Annotated in this window: 15 protein-coding genes; 9 read left to right on the top strand and 6 right to left on the bottom strand. The window is 54.8% G+C overall.

What is annotated here, in order from left to right:
* The first annotated feature begins 78 nt into the window (after window positions 1-78).
* The 8 genes from APT89_RS03595 to osmB all read left to right on the top strand — a co-directional run bounded on the left by APT89_RS03595 (window position 79) and on the right by osmB (window position 11286).
* Window positions 79-3174 (top strand): multidrug efflux RND transporter permease subunit, encoded by a 3096-nt coding sequence (locus APT89_RS03595; protein WP_047364967.1) that lies wholly within the window; start codon window positions 79-81, stop codon window positions 3172-3174.
* A gap of 270 nt (window positions 3175-3444) precedes the next feature.
* Window positions 3445-4233 carry an enoyl-ACP reductase FabI gene (gene fabI / locus APT89_RS03590; RefSeq protein WP_003856831.1) on the top strand — a complete coding sequence of 263 codons (789 nt, stop codon included), beginning with the start codon at window positions 3445-3447 and terminating at the stop codon, window positions 4231-4233.
* 154 nt (window positions 4234-4387) lie between these two features.
* The gene (locus APT89_RS03585; protein ID WP_060571746.1) at window positions 4388-5374 is read left to right on the top strand and encodes a CMD domain-containing protein; all 987 of its coding nucleotides are present in this window, start codon (window positions 4388-4390) and stop codon (window positions 5372-5374) included.
* An 88-nt stretch (window positions 5375-5462) separates the two neighbouring features.
* Window positions 5463-7397 carry an exoribonuclease II gene (locus APT89_RS03580; RefSeq protein WP_045630532.1) on the top strand — a complete coding sequence of 645 codons (1935 nt, stop codon included), beginning with the start codon at window positions 5463-5465 and terminating at the stop codon, window positions 7395-7397.
* Between the two features lie 320 nt (window positions 7398-7717).
* The gene (gene pdeR / locus APT89_RS03575) at window positions 7718-9709 is read left to right on the top strand and encodes a cyclic di-GMP phosphodiesterase (RefSeq protein ID WP_028013393.1); all 1992 of its coding nucleotides are present in this window, start codon (window positions 7718-7720) and stop codon (window positions 9707-9709) included.
* Window positions 9710-9827: 118 nt separating this feature from the next.
* Window positions 9828-10010, top strand: a complete 183-nt coding sequence (locus APT89_RS03570) for a YciZ family protein (RefSeq protein WP_041909652.1) — start codon at window positions 9828-9830, stop codon at window positions 10008-10010.
* Window positions 10011-10053: 43 nt separating this feature from the next.
* Entirely contained in the window at window positions 10054-10806 is a 753-nt protein-coding gene (yciT, locus tag APT89_RS03565) for a DNA-binding transcriptional regulator YciT (RefSeq protein WP_041909650.1), read from the top strand.
* A 261-nt stretch (window positions 10807-11067) separates the two neighbouring features.
* Entirely contained in the window at window positions 11068-11286 is a 219-nt protein-coding gene (gene osmB / locus APT89_RS03560; protein WP_008501216.1) for an osmotically-inducible lipoprotein OsmB, read from the top strand.
* 104 nt (window positions 11287-11390) lie between these two features.
* On the opposite strand, the gene yciH is transcribed toward osmB, so the two are convergent.
* The 5 genes from yciH to pgpB all read right to left on the bottom strand — a co-directional run bounded on the left by yciH (window position 11391) and on the right by pgpB (window position 15040).
* The gene (gene yciH / locus APT89_RS03555; RefSeq protein ID WP_045630534.1) at window positions 11391-11717 is read right to left on the bottom strand and encodes a stress response translation initiation inhibitor YciH; all 327 of its coding nucleotides are present in this window, start codon (window positions 11715-11717) and stop codon (window positions 11391-11393) included.
* Window positions 11714-12454: an orotidine-5'-phosphate decarboxylase gene (gene pyrF / locus APT89_RS03550; RefSeq protein ID WP_041909647.1), complete on the bottom strand. Its 741-nt coding sequence runs from the start codon at window positions 12452-12454 to the stop codon at window positions 11714-11716. The genes yciH and pyrF overlap by 4 nt, the downstream gene beginning before the upstream one ends.
* 185 nt (window positions 12455-12639) lie before the next feature.
* Window positions 12640-13809, bottom strand: a complete 1170-nt coding sequence (gene lapB / locus APT89_RS03545; protein WP_041909646.1) for a lipopolysaccharide assembly protein LapB — start codon at window positions 13807-13809, stop codon at window positions 12640-12642.
* 6 nt (window positions 13810-13815) lie between these two features.
* Window positions 13816-14124, bottom strand: coding sequence for a LapA family protein (locus APT89_RS03540; protein WP_028013399.1), 309 nt, complete (start codon window positions 14122-14124; stop codon window positions 13816-13818).
* A 148-nt stretch (window positions 14125-14272) separates the two neighbouring features.
* Entirely contained in the window at window positions 14273-15040 is a 768-nt protein-coding gene (gene pgpB, locus APT89_RS03535) for a phosphatidylglycerophosphatase B (protein WP_048956169.1), read from the bottom strand.
* 197 nt (window positions 15041-15237) lie between these two features.
* On the opposite strand from pgpB, the gene ribA reads away from it, so the two are divergent.
* On the top strand, window positions 15238-15828 hold the full coding sequence (ribA, locus tag APT89_RS03530; RefSeq protein WP_028013401.1) for a GTP cyclohydrolase II: 591 nt from the start codon (window positions 15238-15240) through the stop codon (window positions 15826-15828).
* A gap of 37 nt (window positions 15829-15865) precedes the next feature.
* Here the strand turns inward: ribA and acnA are convergent, their stop codons facing one another.
* Window positions 15866-18541 (bottom strand): aconitate hydratase AcnA, encoded by a 2676-nt coding sequence (acnA, locus tag APT89_RS03525; protein ID WP_028013402.1) that lies wholly within the window; start codon window positions 18539-18541, stop codon window positions 15866-15868.
* Between the last annotated feature and the right edge of the window lie 79 nt (window positions 18542-18620).

Genomic DNA, 18620 nt, shown 5'->3' with positions numbered 1-18620 from the left:
GCGAGTTGTAGACTCTCCATCACACCATCTTGAACAAAATAACTCACTGAAAGAGTCACGTATCTGGAAGTTAAATTAATGCCTCATTTCTTTATTGAACGTCCCATTTTCGCCTGGGTCGTGGCGCTTTTTATCGTCCTGGCGGGCGCATTGTCTATCCCCCGGCTGCCGGTTGCGCAGTATCCGGCGGTGGCACCGCCTGGGATTATTATTTCTGTCACCTACCCGGGTGCCAGCCCCGATATTATGAATACGTCGGTGGTGTCGTTACTTGAGCGCGAAATATCTGGCGTCGATAATTTGCTTTACTTCGAATCATCCAGTGACACAACCGGTTCTGCGTCTATTACCGTGACGTTTAAGCCCGGCACGGACATCAAGCTGGCGCAGATGGACCTTCAGAACCAGATTAAAATTGTGGAGCCGCGTTTGCCACAGGCGGTCAGGCAAAATGGCATCAACGTCGAGGCGGCCAATTCCGGTTTTTTAATGATGGTGGGGCTGAAGTCCACAACCGGTAAATTTGAGGAAGCCGATTTAAGCGATTACTTTGCCCGGCATGTCAGCGACGAGCTTCGCCGCGTACCTGGAGTAGGGAAAATTCAGCTGTTTGGTGGCGAAAAAGCGCTGCGCATCTGGCTGGACCCGATGAAGCTTCATAGCTACGGACTTTCGGTGAGCGATGTGCTTACCGCCGTTGGCCAGCAAAATGCCCTGGTTTCGCCCGGCAAAACGGGAGATGAACCCGCATCTGAAGGGCAAGGCGTAACCTATCCGATCACCGTGAAGGGGCAACTCACTTCCGTAGAGGCTTTCAGGAATATTACTCTGAAATCAGAGGCATCCGGCGCAAGGCTGAAGCTGTCCGACGTCGCGCGCATTGAGTCCGGCCTGCAAAGCTACGCTTTCGGTATCCGCGAAAATGGCGTTCCCGCAACGGCTGCGGCAGTCCAGCTATCCCCTGGCGCCAATGCGATGAGCACGGCTGCAGGCGTACGCGCACGCATCGACGAACTTTCTCAGGTGTTGCCGGAAGGAATGACGTTTACGGTTCCCTTCGATACCGCGCCTTTTGTGAAGCTCTCCATCATGAAGGTGGTGCAGACATTTGTGGAAGCGATGGTTCTGGTCTTCCTCGTAATGCTGCTGTTTCTGCATAAGATACGCTGTACGCTTATCCCGGCGATTGTTGCCCCCGTCGCACTGCTTGGCACCTTCACGGTGATGCTATTGAGTGGATACTCCATCAATATTCTGACCATGTTCGGCATGGTTCTGGCGATAGGGATTATCGTAGATGACGCTATTGTGGTCGTGGAGAACGTCGAGCGCCTGATGGAAGAAAAACAACTCTCTCCGCGCGACGCGACCCGGGAGGCCATGAATGAAATCACGCCGGCAATTATCGGGATCACGCTGGTGCTTACCGCCGTCTTTATTCCCATGGGTTTCGCCGAAGGATCCGTCGGGATTATTTATCGACAATTTTGTATTTCCATGGCGGTCTCCATACTGTTGTCGGCATTTCTTGCCCTCACGCTTACCCCCGCGCTATGCGCGACGCTACTTAAGCCTCACAGCGCAGCAAAGCACATTGGTGGCAGGTTCGCGGCAGGGTTTAACGCCCGCTTTCATACCCTCACGACGTGGTACGAATCCGGGCTGGGCGCCGTGCTGAGACGCACCGGGCGTATGCTACTGTTGTACGTCGCGCTATGTGCTGCGCTATGTTTGGGGCTTTCTTCGCTGCCCTCGTCCTTTCTTCCGGATGAAGATCAGGGCTATTTTATGTCCTCAATTCAGCTGCCTTCCGATGCCACAATGCAGCGCACCCTGAGAGTGGTTAAAAAATTTGAAGAGGAAATTGCGGCCCGGCCGGATATTGAAAGCAACATTATGATTCTGGGATTTGGGTTTTCAGGCTCGGGACCGAATTCGGCCATGGCCTTCACCAGGCTGAAGGACTGGAAAGATCGGCAGGGTACGACCGCACAGAATGAAGCCGACCATATACAGGCCAGCATGGCTAACGTCTCTGATGCCGTCACGATGAGCCTTCTCCCGCCGGCCATTTCGGATATGGGCACCTCCTCGGGCTTCACCTGGTACGTGCAGGACAGGGCGGGACTGGGCTACGAGGCGTTAAAGAGAGCGGCCGATGCGCTGGTTATGAAAGCTAATCAACGTCCTGAACTGAGTGACGTGTATATAGACGGTCTGCCGGAAGGAACAAGCCTGGCCCTTCAGATTGACCGGGAAAAAGCGGAAGCGCTGGGCGTCTCATTTGATGAAATCAACCAGACGCTCTCGGTCACCATGGGGTCGAACTACGTTAATGACTACACGAACAAGGGCCGTGTTCAGCAGGTCATTATTCAGGCCGACGCCCCTTACCGCATGCAGCCTGAGCAGATCCTGAAATTATCGGTAAAAAACCGTATGGGGCAGATGGTGCCAGTATCTACGTTTGCGACGCTTTCCTGGAACGTTGCGCCGCAGCAGTTGACGCGTTATCAGGGATATTCTGCTATCCGCATTACCGGCAGTGCGGCCCCGGGCAAATCCAGCGGCACTGCAATGAAGGCCATGGAGACGTTGTCACGGGATTTACCGCAGGGGATGGCCGGCGAGTGGGCCGGGAGCTCATTGCAGGAGAGAAAATCCGAATCTCAGCTCCCGGGTCTGATCGTTCTGTCGATACTGGTCGTGTTCATGGTGCTCGCCGCCCTGTATGAGAGCTGGTCAATTCCCTTTGCGGTCATGCTGGTCGTTCCCCTGGGGCTTATCGGTGCGGTGGTTGCCGTCTCCGTTGCGGGCATGACGAATGATGTTTTCTTTAAGGTCGGTCTTATCACCCTGATAGGCCTGTCCGCCAAGAACGCCATTCTGATTGTCGAGTTTGCAAGGCAGCTCCACCGGGAAGGACAACCCCTGCTGGCGGCAACAATACAGGCCGCAAGCCAGCGTCTGCGCCCTATTTTGATGACATCGTTAGCCTTTACGTTAGGCGTGGTGCCACTGATGCTGGCGCGTGGCGCGAGTGACAGCACGCAGCACGCTATCGGCACCGGGGTGTTTGGCGGCATGATCAGCGGCACGCTTCTCGCGATCTTTTTCGTCCCGGTATTCTTTATTGTCGTTGCGCGTTTCGTTGAAAACGCCAGGAAAGTGTGAATACCGCTGATGGATCGCGGAACCTTGCTGGTTGGATGAGGCGAAGCTGCTGCCGGGTGATATACTGGACGAATGCTGAAATTTTGAGCCCCCGCCAGCCCGCGCCTCACCTTTTGGGGCATTCCTCTTCGGAGATCGACGAGAAATATCGTGACACAAGGGGCCGTGAGTGGGCTATAATTTCGAGCTAATTTCGAATGATTTTGAAATACTGCCTGTAACGCTATGAATTACAAGGCAAAATAAGCAATGAATATAAGGATTAAAGCTATGGGTTTTCTTTCCGGTAAGCGCATTCTGGTGACTGGCGTTGCCAGCAAACTGTCCATCGCATACGGCATCGCACAGGCAATGCATCGCGAAGGCGCTGAGCTGGCGTTCACCTACCAGAACGACAAGCTGAAAGGCCGTGTTGAAGAGTTTGCCGCGCAGCTGGGTTCCAGCATTGTTCTGGAATGTGACGTTGCACAAGACGAAAGCATCGACGGCATGTTTGCTGAACTGGCAAAAGCATGGCCGAAATTCGACGGTTTCGTTCACTCCATCGGCTTCGCTCCTGGCGACCAGCTGGACGGCGACTACGTGAACGCGGTAACCCGTGATGGCTTTAAAATCGCGCACGACATCAGCTCCTACAGCTTCGTTGCAATGGCGAAATCTTGCCGCGCAATGCTGAACCCGGGCGCAGCGCTGCTGACCCTGTCCTACCTGGGCGCAGAGCGTGCTATCCCTAACTATAACGTTATGGGCCTGGCGAAAGCATCTCTGGAAGCCAACGTTCGCTACATGGCGAACGCAATGGGTCCAGAAGGCGTGCGCGTTAACGCCATCTCTGCTGGCCCTATCCGCACCCTGGCGGCGTCCGGCATCAAAGATTTCCGTAAAATGCTGGCACACTGCGAAGCGGTTACCCCGATTCGTCGTACCGTTACCATTGAAGATGTGGGTAACTCTGCTGCATTCCTGTGCTCTGACCTTTCCGCAGGTATCTCCGGCGAAGTGGTTCACGTTGACGGCGGCTTCAACATCGCTGCAATGAACGAGCTGGAAATTAAATAAGCTGTGGCTCTCTTCCCGCACGGGAAGAGAGCTTTCCCCCTCCGCACTCCCCTTCGTTATTCCGTTCTGCTATTTGTTATCACCTAACAATATTTTTCCCTTTATCTGCCTTACGCCAGGATATTGATCGCCATTTTGAGATCAAGGAACGCCCATGGAACAACGCCGTTTTTCCGGCAAAGGCCACTGGTATCACGAAACCCAGTCTAACCACGCGCAGCCGGATGTGCTGCCCCTGGTGCCCGAAGCCGCTAACGTCGACGATCGTTTTTTGCTCGATTTAGCCCTGCCAGATGAGATTGTCGCCGCCTGTACCGGCTGGCTTGCTCCTGCCAGATCCTTATGTCACCAGCTGTTCCCGCTCTCACTTCCCGTAAACCGCCTGCGAACGCTTAGCGCCTACGATCGGTTAAGTACCGCGCTGACGGTGGCGCAGGCCTGCGGCGTTCAGCGGCTGTGCAACCACTACGCCGCCCTCCTCGCCCCGCTGCCGGGCCCTGACTCCTCCCGCGAAAGTAACCGACGGCTGGCGGAAATCACGCAGTACGCCCGCCAGCTCGCCAGCTCACCTGACGTCATTGATGATAAGGCGCGAAACCAGCTTGATGAGGTAGGTCTGTCTATCTATGACGTTGTGGTGATTAACCAGATAATCGGCTTTATCGGTTTTCAGGCGCGCGTGGTCGCCGTCTTTCAGGCGCTGCTCGGCCATCCCGTCCGCTGGCTGCCGGGCCATCATATCCAGCCGCACACCCTGCCAACGTCCTCCGACGCGTGGATCTCGCTTCTGCCCGTGGTCGAGCTTCGCTATGCCAGTGCGCATCAGCTTGAGTCCCTCTCCCGCTGGCAGGCAGAGCCCACGCTTGAGGCGCTGACGCCGGTCCTGTGCCATGAACCGACCTTGCTCGATCTGATGGGGGAGATCCTGATAAATAGCCGGGAAACGGTTTCGCTGCCTCCTCCGGCGCTTTCGGCAGCAGCCGAATTGCTGACACGCTCGCCGGACCGCTTCAGCGCCGCACAATTTACCCCGCTCACGGAAGAGGGACTTACTGCCGTTCAGGCGATCAACCTGCTCAGCCAATGCGCCCTGGAGGGCTGGCTCAATCGACTAAAAGTCGCGTCCGGCAAAGCGGAATAACCACACTCTTTCCCCAAAGAGCGCTTGCTGTAGCAGTGAGAATCGCGTAAAACTGTCAGCCGCTCAATGGCTACGAAAATAGAACATTATGTTTCAGGACAACCCGCTGCTAGCGCAGCTTAAACAGCAACTGCATTCCCAGACGCCGCGTGCAGAAGGGGTCGTAAAAGCCACGGAAAAGGGCTTTGGCTTCCTTGAAGTTGACGCGCAGAAAAGCTACTTCATTCCGCCACCGCAGATGAAGAAAGTGATGCATGGCGATCGCGTCATGGCCGTCATCCATACCGAGAAGGAACGTGAATCCGCCGAGCCGGAAGAACTGATCGAGCCGTTCCTGACCCGCTTTGTGGGCAAAGTGCAGAGAAAAGACGATCGTCTTTCTGTCGTGCCGGATCACCCCCTGCTGAAAGATGCCATTCCCTGCCGCGCCGCCCGCGGCGTTGAGCATGATTTTAAAGAAGGTGACTGGGCCGTGGCAGAAATGCGCCGTCATCCTCTGAAAGGCGACCGCGGTTTCTATGCTGAACTGACCCAGTTCATCACCTTTGGCGACGACCATTTCGTCCCGTGGTGGGTCACGCTGGCGCGCCATAATCTTGAAAAAGAAGCGCCGAACGGCGTGGCAACTGAGATGCAGGATGAAGGCCTGGCGCGCCGCGATCTTACCGCGCTGGAGTTTGTCACCATCGACAGCGCCAGCACAGAAGATATGGACGATGCGCTCTACGCTGAAGAGAGCGCCGATGGCAAGCTGCATTTGACCGTCGCCATTGCCGATCCAACCGCCTGGATTGTGGAAGGCAGCAAGCTGGACGAAACGGCGAAAATCCGCGCGTTCACCAACTACCTGCCGGGCTTTAACATCCCGATGCTGCCGCGCGAACTGTCTGACGACCTCTGCTCGCTGCGCCCAAATGAGGTGCGCCCGGTTCTCGCCTGCCGCATGACCATTGCCGCAGATGGCACGATTGAAGACGATATCGAATTCTTTGCCGCCACCATCGAATCCAAAGCCAAGCTGGCCTATGACAATGTCTCCGACTGGCTGGAAAACACCGGCAGCTGGAAACCTGAATCCGATGCTATCGCAGCACAGATTCGTCTGCTGCACCGCATCTGCCTGAACCGCGGCGAGTGGCGTAAGACTCACGCCCTGGTCTTCAAGGATCGTCCGGATTATCGTTTTGTTCTCGGTGAAAAAGGCGAAGTGCTGGATATCGTGGCCGAGCCGCGACGCATTGCTAACCGCATCGTCGAAGAAGCGATGATTTCCGCCAACATCTGTGCCGCGCGCGTGCTGCGCGACAGGCTGGGCTTCGGTATTTACAACGTTCATACCGGATTCGATCCGGCCAATACCGAAGCGCTCGCGGCCCTGCTGAAGAATCACGATGTGCATGTTGATCCGGAAGAAGTGCTGACACTGCCGGGCTTCTGCAAGCTTCGCCGCGAGCTGGACGCTCAGCCGTCCGGTTTCCTGGATAGCCGTATTCGCCGCTTCCAGTCCTTCGCGGAAATCAGCACCGAGCCAGGCCCGCACTTTGGCCTCGGTCTGGAAGCCTACGCCACCTGGACCTCCCCGATCCGTAAGTATGGCGATATGGTTAACCACCGCCTGCTGAAAGCGATTATTAAGGGCGAAACCATTGCCCGTCCTCAGGACGACACGACCCTACAGATGGCCGAGCGTCGCCGTCTGAACCGCATGGCGGAACGTGACGTTGGAGACTGGCTATACGCGCGCTTCCTGCAGGATAAAGCCGGTACCGATACCCGCTTCGCGGCAGAAATTATTGATATCAGCCGCGGGGGAATGCGCGTACGTCTGGTGGATAACGGTGCAGTCGCCTTTATCCCTGCCCCGTTCCTGCACGCCGTTCGTGACGAACTGGTCTGCAGTCAGGAAAGCGGCACCGTGCAAATTAAAGGCGAGACGGTTTACAAAGTCACTGACGTGATTAATGTAACTATCGCTGAAGTTCGCATGGAAACCCGCAGTATTATTGCGCGCCCTGTCGCCTGATAACCTGCTCAATTGTCGGTCATTTCCGTTCAGAAAGGCCGACAATTTTCTCCCTGTCTTTCCCCCCGCAAAAGCATCATTTTTCTTACTTTTTCCGCCCCTGCCCGCCCAAAATAGCCATAATTATCTACAGTTAAAGAGTGCTCCCCTGTTCGGGCACGTGGATTTTATACGCTCAGCATTTTTATCTGCCTGATGCGTTTTATTATAAAAAAGCTGCGAAAAACAATACCTTCACTGCGGCTTTGCCGCTATTTTCAACGGAAAAGTCGACGACTAATGAATAATTTGTTCGCTAATGCGTCGCGGCGGGAGAAATCATGATCGACGAACTTGAGCAAAATTTGCTGTTTCGTTACATGGGTACTCACAGCCCGTGGTGGCGATTGTCGGCTGACAGCAACGCTCTGCACCTTGCCGCCAGCGAAAATGCTGACGTGACTCAGGAGATCGTACTGGATGATGAACAGGCCGCACAGATCCGTCAGCTAACGGTGATGACCACCAGCATTTCCCTGAACCTCTCTCTTTACGGCGAGCAAGTTCCCGTCCATCTTGTCGGACGCAAAATCACCCGAAACGAGTGGGCCGGAACGGCTTCCGCCTGGAACGATACGCCCTCCGTGGCACGCGATCTGGCTCAGGGACTCTCCTTTGCGGAACAGGTTGTTTCTGAAGCGAATTCCGTCATTGTCATTCTCGATCAAAACGGCAATATTCAGCGCTTTAACCGCCTGAGCGAAGAGTATACCGGTCTGAAAGAACATGAAGTCATTGGTCAAAACGTGTTTGAACTGTTCATGAGCCGCAGCGAAGCGGCAGCCTCGAAGCGCAACATTGCGGGTTTCTTTCGCAACGGCAGCTCCTACGAAGTCGAACGCTGGATTAAAACGCGAAAAGGGCAACGCTTGTTTCTGTTCAGAAATAAATTCGTTCACAGCGGCAGCGGTAAAAATGAAATTTTCCTTATCTGCTCCGGGACCGACATTACCGAAGAACGGCGGGCACAGGAGCGCCTGCGCGTGCTGGCCAATACCGATACCATCACCGGCCTGCCCAACCGCAATGCGATCCATGAGCTGATTTCAGACGCCATCAATAGCCGCGGCGACACGCAGGTTGGCGTGGTGTACCTCGACCTCGATAACTTCAAAAAGGTTAACGATGCCTACGGGCATATGTTCGGCGATCAGCTCCTGCAGGCGGTTGCACTTGCCCTTCTGAGTTGTCTGGATGAGGGGCAGGTTTTAGCGCGGCTCGGCGGCGATGAGTTTATCGTTATGGCCACCAATACCTCTCAGGGCTCGCTGGAAGCGATGGCGTCGCGTATTCTGACCCGCCTGCGCCAGCCGTTCAGAATCGGTCTCATTGAGGTTTACACCGGTTGCTCCCTGGGGATCGCCCTCGCGCCGCAGCATGGGAACGATCGGGAAAGCGTGATTCGCAATGCCGACATCGCCATGTACACCGCCAAGGAGAATGGCCGTGGCAAATTCTGCGTCTTCTCCCCCGAGATGAACCAGCGCGTGTTTGAGTACCTGTGGCTGGACACCAACCTGCGTAAAGCGCTGGATAACGATCAGCTCCTGATCCACTACCAGCCGAAAATGACCTGGCGCGGCGAAGTCAGAAGCCTTGAAGCGCTGGTCCGCTGGCAGTCGCCCGAGCGCGGGCTGATCCCCCCTCTGGAATTTATCTCTTATGCCGAGGAGTCCGGTTTGATTGTGCCGCTGGGTCGCTGGGTGATGCTTGATGTGGTTCGCCAGGTGGCAAAATGGCGTGACAAGGGAATTAACCTGCGCGTGGCCGTGAACGTCTCTGCACGTCAGTTGGCCGACCAGACGATTTTCAGCGAGCTAAAGCAGGCGCTTAAGGATCTGCATTTTGAGTACTGCCCTATCGACGTTGAGTTAACCGAAAGCTGTCTTATCGAAAACGAAGAGCTGGCGCTCTCGGTGATCCAGCAATTCAGTCGGCTCGGGGCACAAATTCATCTGGACGATTTCGGTACCGGCTACTCCTCCCTTTCCCAGCTGGCGCGTTTTCCTATTGATGCCATTAAACTCGATCAGGCTTTTGTCAGAGATATTCACAAGCACTCTGTCTCCCAGTCTCTGGTACGCGCCATTGTCGCAGTGGCGCAGGCGTTAAACCTGCAGGTGATTGCCGAAGGGGTGGAGAACGCAAAAGAAGATGCCTTTCTGACCAAAAACGGCGTCAACGAACGGCAGGGTTTTCTTTTCGCTAAGCCGATGCCCGCTGCCGCATTCGAGCGCTGGCTAAAACGATATCAAGCGCGACAACAACGTTAACGTCAAACAGAGGTTCACTTTCGTATAGGTAATTTCGTTATGGCGTTTTTTCCCTTCTCTTTTGAACCTATTTTCTGCATCATTGAAATTATTAACTTTTCGCTCCTGGGGAGAGATGATGTCTACTATTGATCCACAAGCTGTAGCACAACGTATTGATACCGTGCTGGATATCCTGGTGGCGGGTGATTATCACTCTGCGATCCGTAATCTCGAGATCCTGAAGTCTGAACTTCTCGCTCAGGATGGCGCTGACAATGCCCCCGAAAACCGACAGCCTAAAGCGCCGTGGGAAGTCTAATCCCATTGTCTCAGACCTCGTTTCGCTTTATTAATTGGATGCTATGAATTCCCGACAACAACTCATTTTGCAGATGGTCATCGATCAGGGGCGCGTAAGCGTCGTTGAGCTGGCTAAAACCACCGGCGTTTCAGAAGTGACCATCCGTCAGGATCTTAACCTGCTGGAAAAACAGAGCTACCTGCGCCGTGCGCATGGCTATGCCGTGCCGCTGGACAGCGACGACGTTGAGACGCGCATGATGAATAACTACGCGCTTAAACGAGAACTGGCAGAATTTGCCGCATCGCTGGTAAACCCTGGCGAGACGGTCTTTATTGAAAACGGCAGCAGCAACGCTCTTCTGGCACGTACGCTTGCCGAACAAAAAGACGTTACCATCATCACCGTCAGCAGCTATATCGCCCATTTGCTCAAAGAGACGCGCTGTGAGGTGATTTTGCTGGGCGGCATTTACCAGAAAAAAAGTGAGAGCATGGTAGGCCCGCTAACCCGGCAGTATGTCCAGCAGGTCCATTTCAGTAAGGCGTTTATCGGTATTGACGGCTGGCAGCCGGAGACAGGCTTCACCGGCCGGGATATGATGCGATCTGACGTTGTGAATGCCGTTCTGGAAAAAGAGTGTGAAGCCATTGTGCTGACCGACAGCTCTAAATTTGGTGCCGTCCATCCTTACACCATGGGTCCAGCCTCACGCTTTAGCCGCGTAATTACCGACGAAAGGTTAAGCGATGAACATCGTAATAAACTGGAAGATGACGGTCTGATTGTCGATATTATTAAAACGCCCGCCTGAGTCCATTTGCGCCCGTATTCCGGGCGCATATGCCCCATTCGTCTAAGAGGATTCCTATCCATCCTTTAAGAGTTTTTACCTGTTTAACCTGCCGTAAAGTCGTAAAATTAATGTTAGCGATATAACAGGAAGTGACTATCACCTGCGTGATTACGTAACGCCTGCGCGACCAGCTTTCACGGAAAAAAGAATTGAGTATTCATTTTGACTATACTTAATGTGTACATCTTTCCGTGAATCGATAATTCAGGAGAAAGTATTATGACCTTAACCAGCAAAAAATTAGCCGCCGCTGTTCTGGCAATCACTGTAGCAATGTCCCTGAGCGCGTGCTCTAACTGGTCTAAACGTGACCGTAACACCGCAATTGGCGCCGGTGCTGGTGCGCTCGGTGGTGCAGTATTAACGGATGGTAGTACGCTGGGTACATTAGGCGGCGCTGCTGTCGGTGGTATTATCGGTCACCAGGTTGGCAAATAATTATTCTATCAGCCTTCCCGTTAAGGCGATTTAGCATCGCATTTCAGGTCTGACTAACGCACGTATATAACACGAGCCACGGCATTTGCCGTGGCTTATTTATTTTAGCCGCCTGCAAGTTTAACTTTCATGCCTTTGGCTTCAAGGAGCGATTTAATTAAATCGCGTTTATCACCCTGAATTTCGATAATGCCGTCCTTCACGGCGCCGCCGCAGCCACATTTTTTCTTCAACTCTGCTGCCAGCTTGTTCAGCTCCGCATCATCCAGATCAATCCCGGAGATCAGGCAGACCCCCTTTCCTTTTCGCCCGCTGGTCTGACGCTGGATACGAACAATACCGTCACCTTTCGGACGTTCTGCTTTCGTTTTCGGTTCGTCTATGCGCCCGCTTTCCGTCGAGTAGACCAGCCGACTGTTGGAATCAGTCATTGCGCCCCCTTTTTCAGTGATGCGTTGATAGCCTTAAGCGTCTCTGCCGGGTTCGCAGACTGCGTCACCGGCCGGCCGATAACCATGTAGTCAACGCCTGCTGCCAACGCTTGCTCAGGCGTCATAATGCGTCGCTGATCGCCCACGTCGCTGCCAGCAGGACGAATGCCTGGCGTGACCAGTTTAAAATCTTTGCCCAACTCTGACTTAAAGCGTACCGCTTCCTGCGCGGAGCAAACGACGCCATCGAGACCACAGCTCTGCGTCAGACGCGCAAGACGTTCGGCGTGCCCGGCAGGTGACAACGTCACGCCAAGTTCGCGCAAGTCGCTGTCGTCCATGCTGGTCAGCACGGTAACCGCAATCAGTAATGGCGCATCGTTGCCGAACGGTAGGAGTGCTTCGCGAGCGGCTGTCATCATTCTCGCCCCGCCCGACGCGTGGACGTTGACCATCCATACACCCAGTTCCGCAGCGGCGGCAACCGCGTGCGCCGTGGTGTTCGGGATATCATGGAATTTGAGATCGAGGAAGACATCGAAACCGCGCTGCTGCAGATCGCGGACAATTTGCGGTCCAAACAGCGTGAACATCTCTTTACCAACTTTCAGACGACAATCGCGAGGATCGATACCGTCGACAAAGGCCAGCGCTGCGTCACGCTTATTGTAATCAAGCGCAACAACAACAGGAGAATCCGTAATAACGCGGGAAGTGGAGGAAGTAACAGACGTCATGACCAGCCCTTTTCGTCTATGGGCGCGCAGCGGCGCGGAACAGATAAACGGCCTGCATTCTACCTGCCGTCGCCGCAAATTGACAGAATCCATTTATGCCCCTGCCAGGCCAGCAAGCCGCACGGTGTTGAGAAAGCGGTAAAAGCCATCAGTATGTTGTAACTAAAATGAAGGCTTTTAAAAAATTACTGCCCATCCAGGCCGCGAATTGGCTTGATAGTGGACCAGGCCCGGCAAGATGGGCAGTGCCAGTAGAGCGTATACGCGGTAAAACCACACTTCTGACAACGGTAGCGCGGCTTGCTGCGCACCTGCTCGCCAACCATGTCGCGCAGCACCATCAGACTCTCTTTCGCGCGCCCTTCTTCCGCATCGTTCAGATGGTAGTCCATCAGCTTGTGGAATACGCGCATCGTGGGATGACGCTGCAGCTGACGGGTAATATAAACTTGTGCGGTGTCGCTCCCCTCATACTGCTCAACCACGTCAGAGAGCATCAGCTCAGCGGTCGCGCCGGTATTCTCTTCCACGCAACGGCGCAGAAATGCCACCCACTCTTCCTGCTTGTCCAGCTGCTGATAGCAGGTTTGCAGCATTTCAAGCGTTTCGCTGACCAGCTCTTTGTCCTGGTCAATCACCCGCATCAGGCTTTCAACGGCTTTAGCGTAGTCGCCGCTGGCCATAAAAACGCGCCCCATCATGATAGAGATACGCGCGCTATTGCGGTCTGCGGCGGCGCCTTTCTTGAGCAACGCCATGGCTTTATCCATGTCGTCGTTGCCCATCTGCTGAAGGGCAAGCTCGCAGTAGAAATGCGCAATTTCAACGCGCTGCTTGTCTTTGCCCAGCTTCACCAGACGCTCGGCCGTATCAATGGCTTTCTGCCAGTCGCTGGTGGCCTGGTAAATCTGCAGTAACTGCTGCAACGCGCCGATACGGAAATCCGTTTCATCCACCAGCTGTGTGAACATATCTTCAGCGCGATCGTACAGCCCCGCGGCCATATAGTCTCGGCCCAGTTGTTGTACCGCCAGGAGACGTTGTTCGTAGGTCAGGGAGGCGCTTTCCATCAAGGTCTGGTGGATACGGATAGCGCGGTCAACCTCGCCGCGCGAGCGGAACAGGTTACCGAGAGTGAGGTGGGCTTCGACGGTCCCCGTATCCTCTTTCAGCATATCGAGGAACAGGTCTACCGCTTTGTCCTGCTGATTGCTCAGGAGGAAGTTCACCCCCGCAACGTAGTCGCGGGAGAGTCGGTTAGCCTCATCCTGTTTCGTTTGTTGCGCACTTCTGCGGCCCATATACCAGCCATAGGCTGCGGCTACAGGCAAAAGCAGAAACAACAACTCCAGCATAGTCGATTATTCCTTCACGACCGGCACACCTGAACTTTCCGGCATGTCGGACGCAGGCGCAATGTGCTGTTCAAGTCGTTTAATTTTACGTTCAGCGCGCGCAAGAGAAACACGAACTTTCAACCAGAAAAGACCGCAAACCAGCCAGCCGATGGCAAAGCCTGCAGCAAATAAGACCGCCAGCAGGCTGGAGACCCGATACTCACCCTGCGCCAGCAGATAGTTAAACGTCACCTGTTGATCGTTTTGTGCACCCAATGTGACTGAAATGACAAAAATCGCCAATACCAGTAAGAAAATGAGTAAATATTTCACATTACTTCCCGTTATGTGGTTCAAGCGAATAAAGTGTGTTCAACTCACCGCAATCAGCCTTATAAACTACCATTTTAGCGACGGGCGCGAAACGGAAAAAGTAACGCGCACGTCATGGATTTATGGGCAAAATGCACAATATCAACCGTCAGGCGTCGCTTTGCTCCCTTTCGGCGATCTCTTCTTTCTCTTCAGGTGGCGGCGTGAGCGGGCCGCAGAACCGTTCTGCAAGCCAGGTTGCCAGCGTCACCAGCATCCAGGAGATCAGCGTAGCGACCACCAGATCCCGCGGCCAGTGCATTCCCAGCAGCAAGCGGCTGCCCATCACCCCTGTCGCCCAAACCAGTAAAATCGCGATGGTCATAGTGCGACGTCGAGGCCAAAGCAGCCCAACGCCCAGCAACGCCCAGCTGGCTGCAAACATCGTATGGCCGGAAGGAAACGCGAATCCCGTCTCTTTTTGCCAGTGCTTACGCAGGAACTTTGGAATATCTTCCTGTTCTGAAAGCTGTTCTTTCACCAGCGCGCCGCGATCTTTACGCTTTAAATTGTAGAACTCTTCCACCGGAACATGGTGCGCTTTTTCCAGCCAGACGACAAAAGGTCTTGGCTCCTGAACGTGATCCTTCACCCAGGACTTCACGCCCTGTCCAATAACGATCGCGCCACCGAGGATAGCAAAGAGCATCAACGCCGCGCGCAGTCGAAAGCGCAGGCACCACAAGAACCAGCCGCAGAGGATAACGTGGGTAATAATTCCCCACGGCTGCGTGACCGTCTCCGTTACCCAGTATAACGTTTTCAGCCACGTGGCATTCTGCCCCGGCTGCCACATCCAGCCGGAGACCCACACGGCCAAAGGCATAATCAGTAAAATGGCCGCGCCTGCTGCCGTACGTCTGGCGATTGAAAGCATGTCTTCTCCTTTTTCGCTAAGCCTCACAATCATAACTGAAATTCATTCGATGGGTGGATATGTCGGATCGTGCGTTTAACGTTCATATAGCATGGCGCCCATTAGGCGAACGTGCTGAGCTTGTGGCAAAATGGACAAATACAGAAAGCAAAACAGGCGCAAGGCACGAAACGTGTCAGCCTACTCTGGAGAATCACATGCAGCTTAAACGTGTGGCAGAAGCCAAACTGCCAACCCCATGGGGCGATTTCCTGATGGTGGGGTTTGAAGAACTGGCAACCGGACAGGATCATGTCGCGCTGGTCTACGGCGACATTTCAGGGCAGACGCCGGTGCTGTCCCGTGTCCATTCGGAGTGTCTGACCGGCGACGCGTTGTTCAGCCTGCGCTGTGATTGCGGTTTCCAGCTCGAAGCTGCCCTTACCCATATTGCCGAAGAAGGCCGCGGCGTGCTGCTCTATCACCGCCAGGAAGGTCGTAACATTGGTCTGCTGAATAAAATCCGCGCTTACGCTCTGCAGGACCAGGGCTACGATACGGTGGAAGCCAACCACCAGCTCGGTTTTGCCGCCGATGAACGTGATTTCACCCTCTGCGCCGATATGTTCAAGCTGCTGGGCGTGGACGAGGTTCGCCTGCTGACCAATAATCCCAAAAAGGTGGAAATCCTCACCGAAGCCGGGATCAACATCGTCGAGCGCGTACCGCTGATTGTCGGCCGCAACCCGAAAAATGCCCACTATCTCGATACCAAGGCGGCTAAAATGGGCCATCTTCTGAAAGAGTGAAAGTAAAAAGCCCGGCACAGATGCCGGGCTTTTTTTATCAATCCAGCATTTTACGAATCACATAATGTAAAATGCCGTCGTTCTGGTAGTAGGTCAGTTCGGTTGCCGTATCAATACGACACCGGCATTCCAGTACCTCACTTTTCCCGTCTGCTCGCGTAAGCTTCACCGGCACCGTTTTGCCCGGCTGCAGGTTTTGCAGGCCGCTAATATCAATCTGCTCTTCCCCCGTCAGGCCCAGCGTTTTGCGCGTGACGCCCTGAGGGAACTCAAGCGGCAGGATCCCCATGCCAATCAGGTTCGAGCGGTGAATACGTTCAAACGACTCGGCGATGACCACGCGAACGCCAAGCAGTCGCGGACCTTTCGCCGCCCAGTCACGACTGGAGCCGGAACCGTACTCTTTCCCGGCGATCACCGCCAGCGGCGTACCTTCCTGCTGATATTTGACGGCTGCGTCATAAATCGACACGACTTCCGTCCCCGGAAGATGGCGCGTCATCCCCCCTTCCACGCCCGGAACCATTTCGTTACGAATGCGGATGTTGGCAAACGTCCCACGCATCATCACTTCATGGTTACCGCGGCGCGATCCGTAGGAGTTAAAATCGCGGCGCTCCACGCCCCGGCTTTGCAGATAACGGCCCGCCGGGCTGTCGGCTTTGATGCTCCCCGCCGGAGAGATATGGTCAGTGGTGACGGAATCCCCCAGCATCGCCAGTATGCGCGCCCCGTGAATATCCTGAAGCGGTGCAGGCTCGGCCAGCATTTCATCAAAGAACGGCGACAGGCGGATATAGGTGGAATCGTCCTGCCAGTCATAGGTGTCCGAACCCACAACGTTGATGGCTTTCCATTCCGGCGTGCCTTCAAACACTTCCGCATACTCTTTGCGGAACATCTCGGTGGAGACCTTTTCAACGGCCATCGCAATTTCACGTGAGGACGGCCAGATATCTTTCAGATAGACCGGCTCATTCTTGCGGTCGTGACCAATAGGATCGGTAGCCAGGTTGATATTCATGTTCCCGGCGAGCGCGTAGGCCACCACCAGCGGCGGCGAAGCGAGCCAGTTGGTTTTCACCAGCGGATGAATACGTCCTTCAAAGTTACGGTTACCGGAAAGGACTGCGCCAACCGTCAGATCGCCCTGCTTGATCGCCGTTTCAATAGGTTCAGGCAGCGGGCCGGAGTTACCGATGCAGGTGGTACAGCCATAGCCCACGAGGTTAAAGCCCAGCTCATCAAGATACGGCGTTAGCCTGGCCTGCGCCAGGTAATCCGAGACCACTTTGGAGCCCGGTGCCAGAGAGGCTTTGACCCAGGGCTGTGGTTTCAACCCCAGCTCAACCGCTTTTTTAGCCAGCAGGCCGGCCGCCATTAATACGCTGGGGTTTGAGGTGTTGGTGCAGGAGGTAATGGCGGCTATGACAACCGCGCCGTCCGGGAGCTGATACTGATGTCCGTTCAGAACATAGTCGATTGGGCGATGGTCCTTCTTCGCCACGTTAACTTCCAGCTCATTGCTTGCGGCAAACGCTTTTGGCACGTCGCTTAACGCTACGCGATCCTGCGGACGTTTCGGACCGGCGAGGCTCGCCTCAACGCTTCCCATGTCAAGCGCAAGCGTGCTGGTAAATACCGGCTCATCCCCCGGATTGCGCCACATGCCCTGCGCTTTGGTGTACGCCTCCACCAGCGCCACCTGCTCTTCGCTGCGTCCGCTCAGGCGCATGTACTCCAGCGTGACGTCATCAATGGGGAAAAATCCGCAGGTTGCACCATATTCTGGCGCCATGTTGGCGATGGTCGCGCGATCAGCCAGCGGCAGCGAATCCAGCCCGTCACCGTAAAATTCAACAAATTTTCCCACCACACCATGCTTACGCAGCATCTGGGTAACGGTGAGCACCAGATCGGTGGCGGTAATGCCTTCAGACAGTTTCCCGGTGAGCTTAAAGCCCACGACATCAGGGATAAGCATGGAGACCGGCTGACCGAGCATGGCGGCTTCCGCTTCGATACCGCCGACACCCCAGCCCAGCACGCCGAGGCCGTTAATCATGGTGGTGTGGGAATCTGTACCCACCAGCGTGTCCGGATAAGCCACCCATTCTTTGTCCTGCAATTCACTCCAGACGGCTTTACCGAGATATTCAAGGTTAACCTGGTGACAAATACCGGTGCCGGGTGGAACCACGCTAAAGCGGCTGAACGCCTGCTGACCCCACTTCAGGAAAACATAACGCTCGTGATTTCGCTCCATCTCGAGACGCACGTTCTCGCCAAAGGCATCGTCATCACCGAAGTGGTCAACGGTTACGGAGTGGTCAATCACGAGGTCGACGGGTGAAAGCGGGTTCACTTTAGCCGTATCGCCGCCGAGGCGTTTAACCGCCTCACGCATGGCGGCGAGATCCACCACGGCAGGAACGCCGGTGAAGTCTTGCATCAGGACCCTTGCCGGGCGGTAGGCAATTTCTCTGTCGGCATGGGCATTCTTAAGCCACCCTGCCAGCGCCTGAATATCGTCGAGGGTCACGGAGTCACCGTCCTGCCAGCGCAAGAGATTTTCCAGCAAAACTTTCAAGGACTTGGGTAAACGCGAAATGTCCCCAAGCGTTCTGGCAGCCAGCGGCAGGCTATAGTAGTGCCAGGTTTTATTTTCTGCCTGTAACGTGTCCTTACTGGCTTCGCGTAGGGTTAACGACATAAGCTCCTCCTTAATTACAGAGATGTCCTGACAATCATCAGGGCCGTAATTAAAGATAACACAAAGATGTCGTAACGTT

It is taken from the genome of Enterobacter sp. 50588862, assembly GCF_001462935.1.
Lineage (GTDB): Bacteria > Pseudomonadota > Gammaproteobacteria > Enterobacterales > Enterobacteriaceae > Enterobacter > Enterobacter bugandensis.
This window is presented reverse-complemented; position numbering and strand designations above follow the sequence as displayed.

Coding starts and splice junctions, on each gene's coding strand:
- APT89_RS03595 (WP_047364967.1), top strand. CDS start 79: ATGCCTCATTTCTTTATTGAACGTCCCATTTTCGCCTGGGTCGTGGCG.
- fabI (WP_003856831.1), top strand. CDS start 3,445: ATGGGTTTTCTTTCCGGTAAGCGCATTCTGGTGACTGGCGTTGCCAGC.
- APT89_RS03585 (WP_060571746.1), top strand. CDS start 4,388: ATGGAACAACGCCGTTTTTCCGGCAAAGGCCACTGGTATCACGAAACC.
- APT89_RS03580 (WP_045630532.1), top strand. CDS start 5,463: ATGTTTCAGGACAACCCGCTGCTAGCGCAGCTTAAACAGCAACTGCAT.
- pdeR (WP_028013393.1), top strand. CDS start 7,718: ATGATCGACGAACTTGAGCAAAATTTGCTGTTTCGTTACATGGGTACT.
- APT89_RS03570 (WP_041909652.1), top strand. CDS start 9,828: ATGTCTACTATTGATCCACAAGCTGTAGCACAACGTATTGATACCGTG.
- yciT (WP_041909650.1), top strand. CDS start 10,054: ATGAATTCCCGACAACAACTCATTTTGCAGATGGTCATCGATCAGGGG.
- osmB (WP_008501216.1), top strand. CDS start 11,068: ATGACCTTAACCAGCAAAAAATTAGCCGCCGCTGTTCTGGCAATCACT.
- yciH (WP_045630534.1), bottom strand. CDS start 11,717: ATGACTGATTCCAACAGTCGGCTGGTCTACTCGACGGAAAGCGGGCGC.
- pyrF (WP_041909647.1), bottom strand. CDS start 12,454: ATGACGTCTGTTACTTCCTCCACTTCCCGCGTTATTACGGATTCTCCT.
- lapB (WP_041909646.1), bottom strand. CDS start 13,809: ATGCTGGAGTTGTTGTTTCTGCTTTTGCCTGTAGCCGCAGCCTATGGC.
- pgpB (WP_048956169.1), bottom strand. CDS start 15,040: ATGCTTTCAATCGCCAGACGTACGGCAGCAGGCGCGGCCATTTTACTG.
- ribA (WP_028013401.1), top strand. CDS start 15,238: ATGCAGCTTAAACGTGTGGCAGAAGCCAAACTGCCAACCCCATGGGGC.
- acnA (WP_028013402.1), bottom strand. CDS start 18,541: ATGTCGTTAACCCTACGCGAAGCCAGTAAGGACACGTTACAGGCAGAA.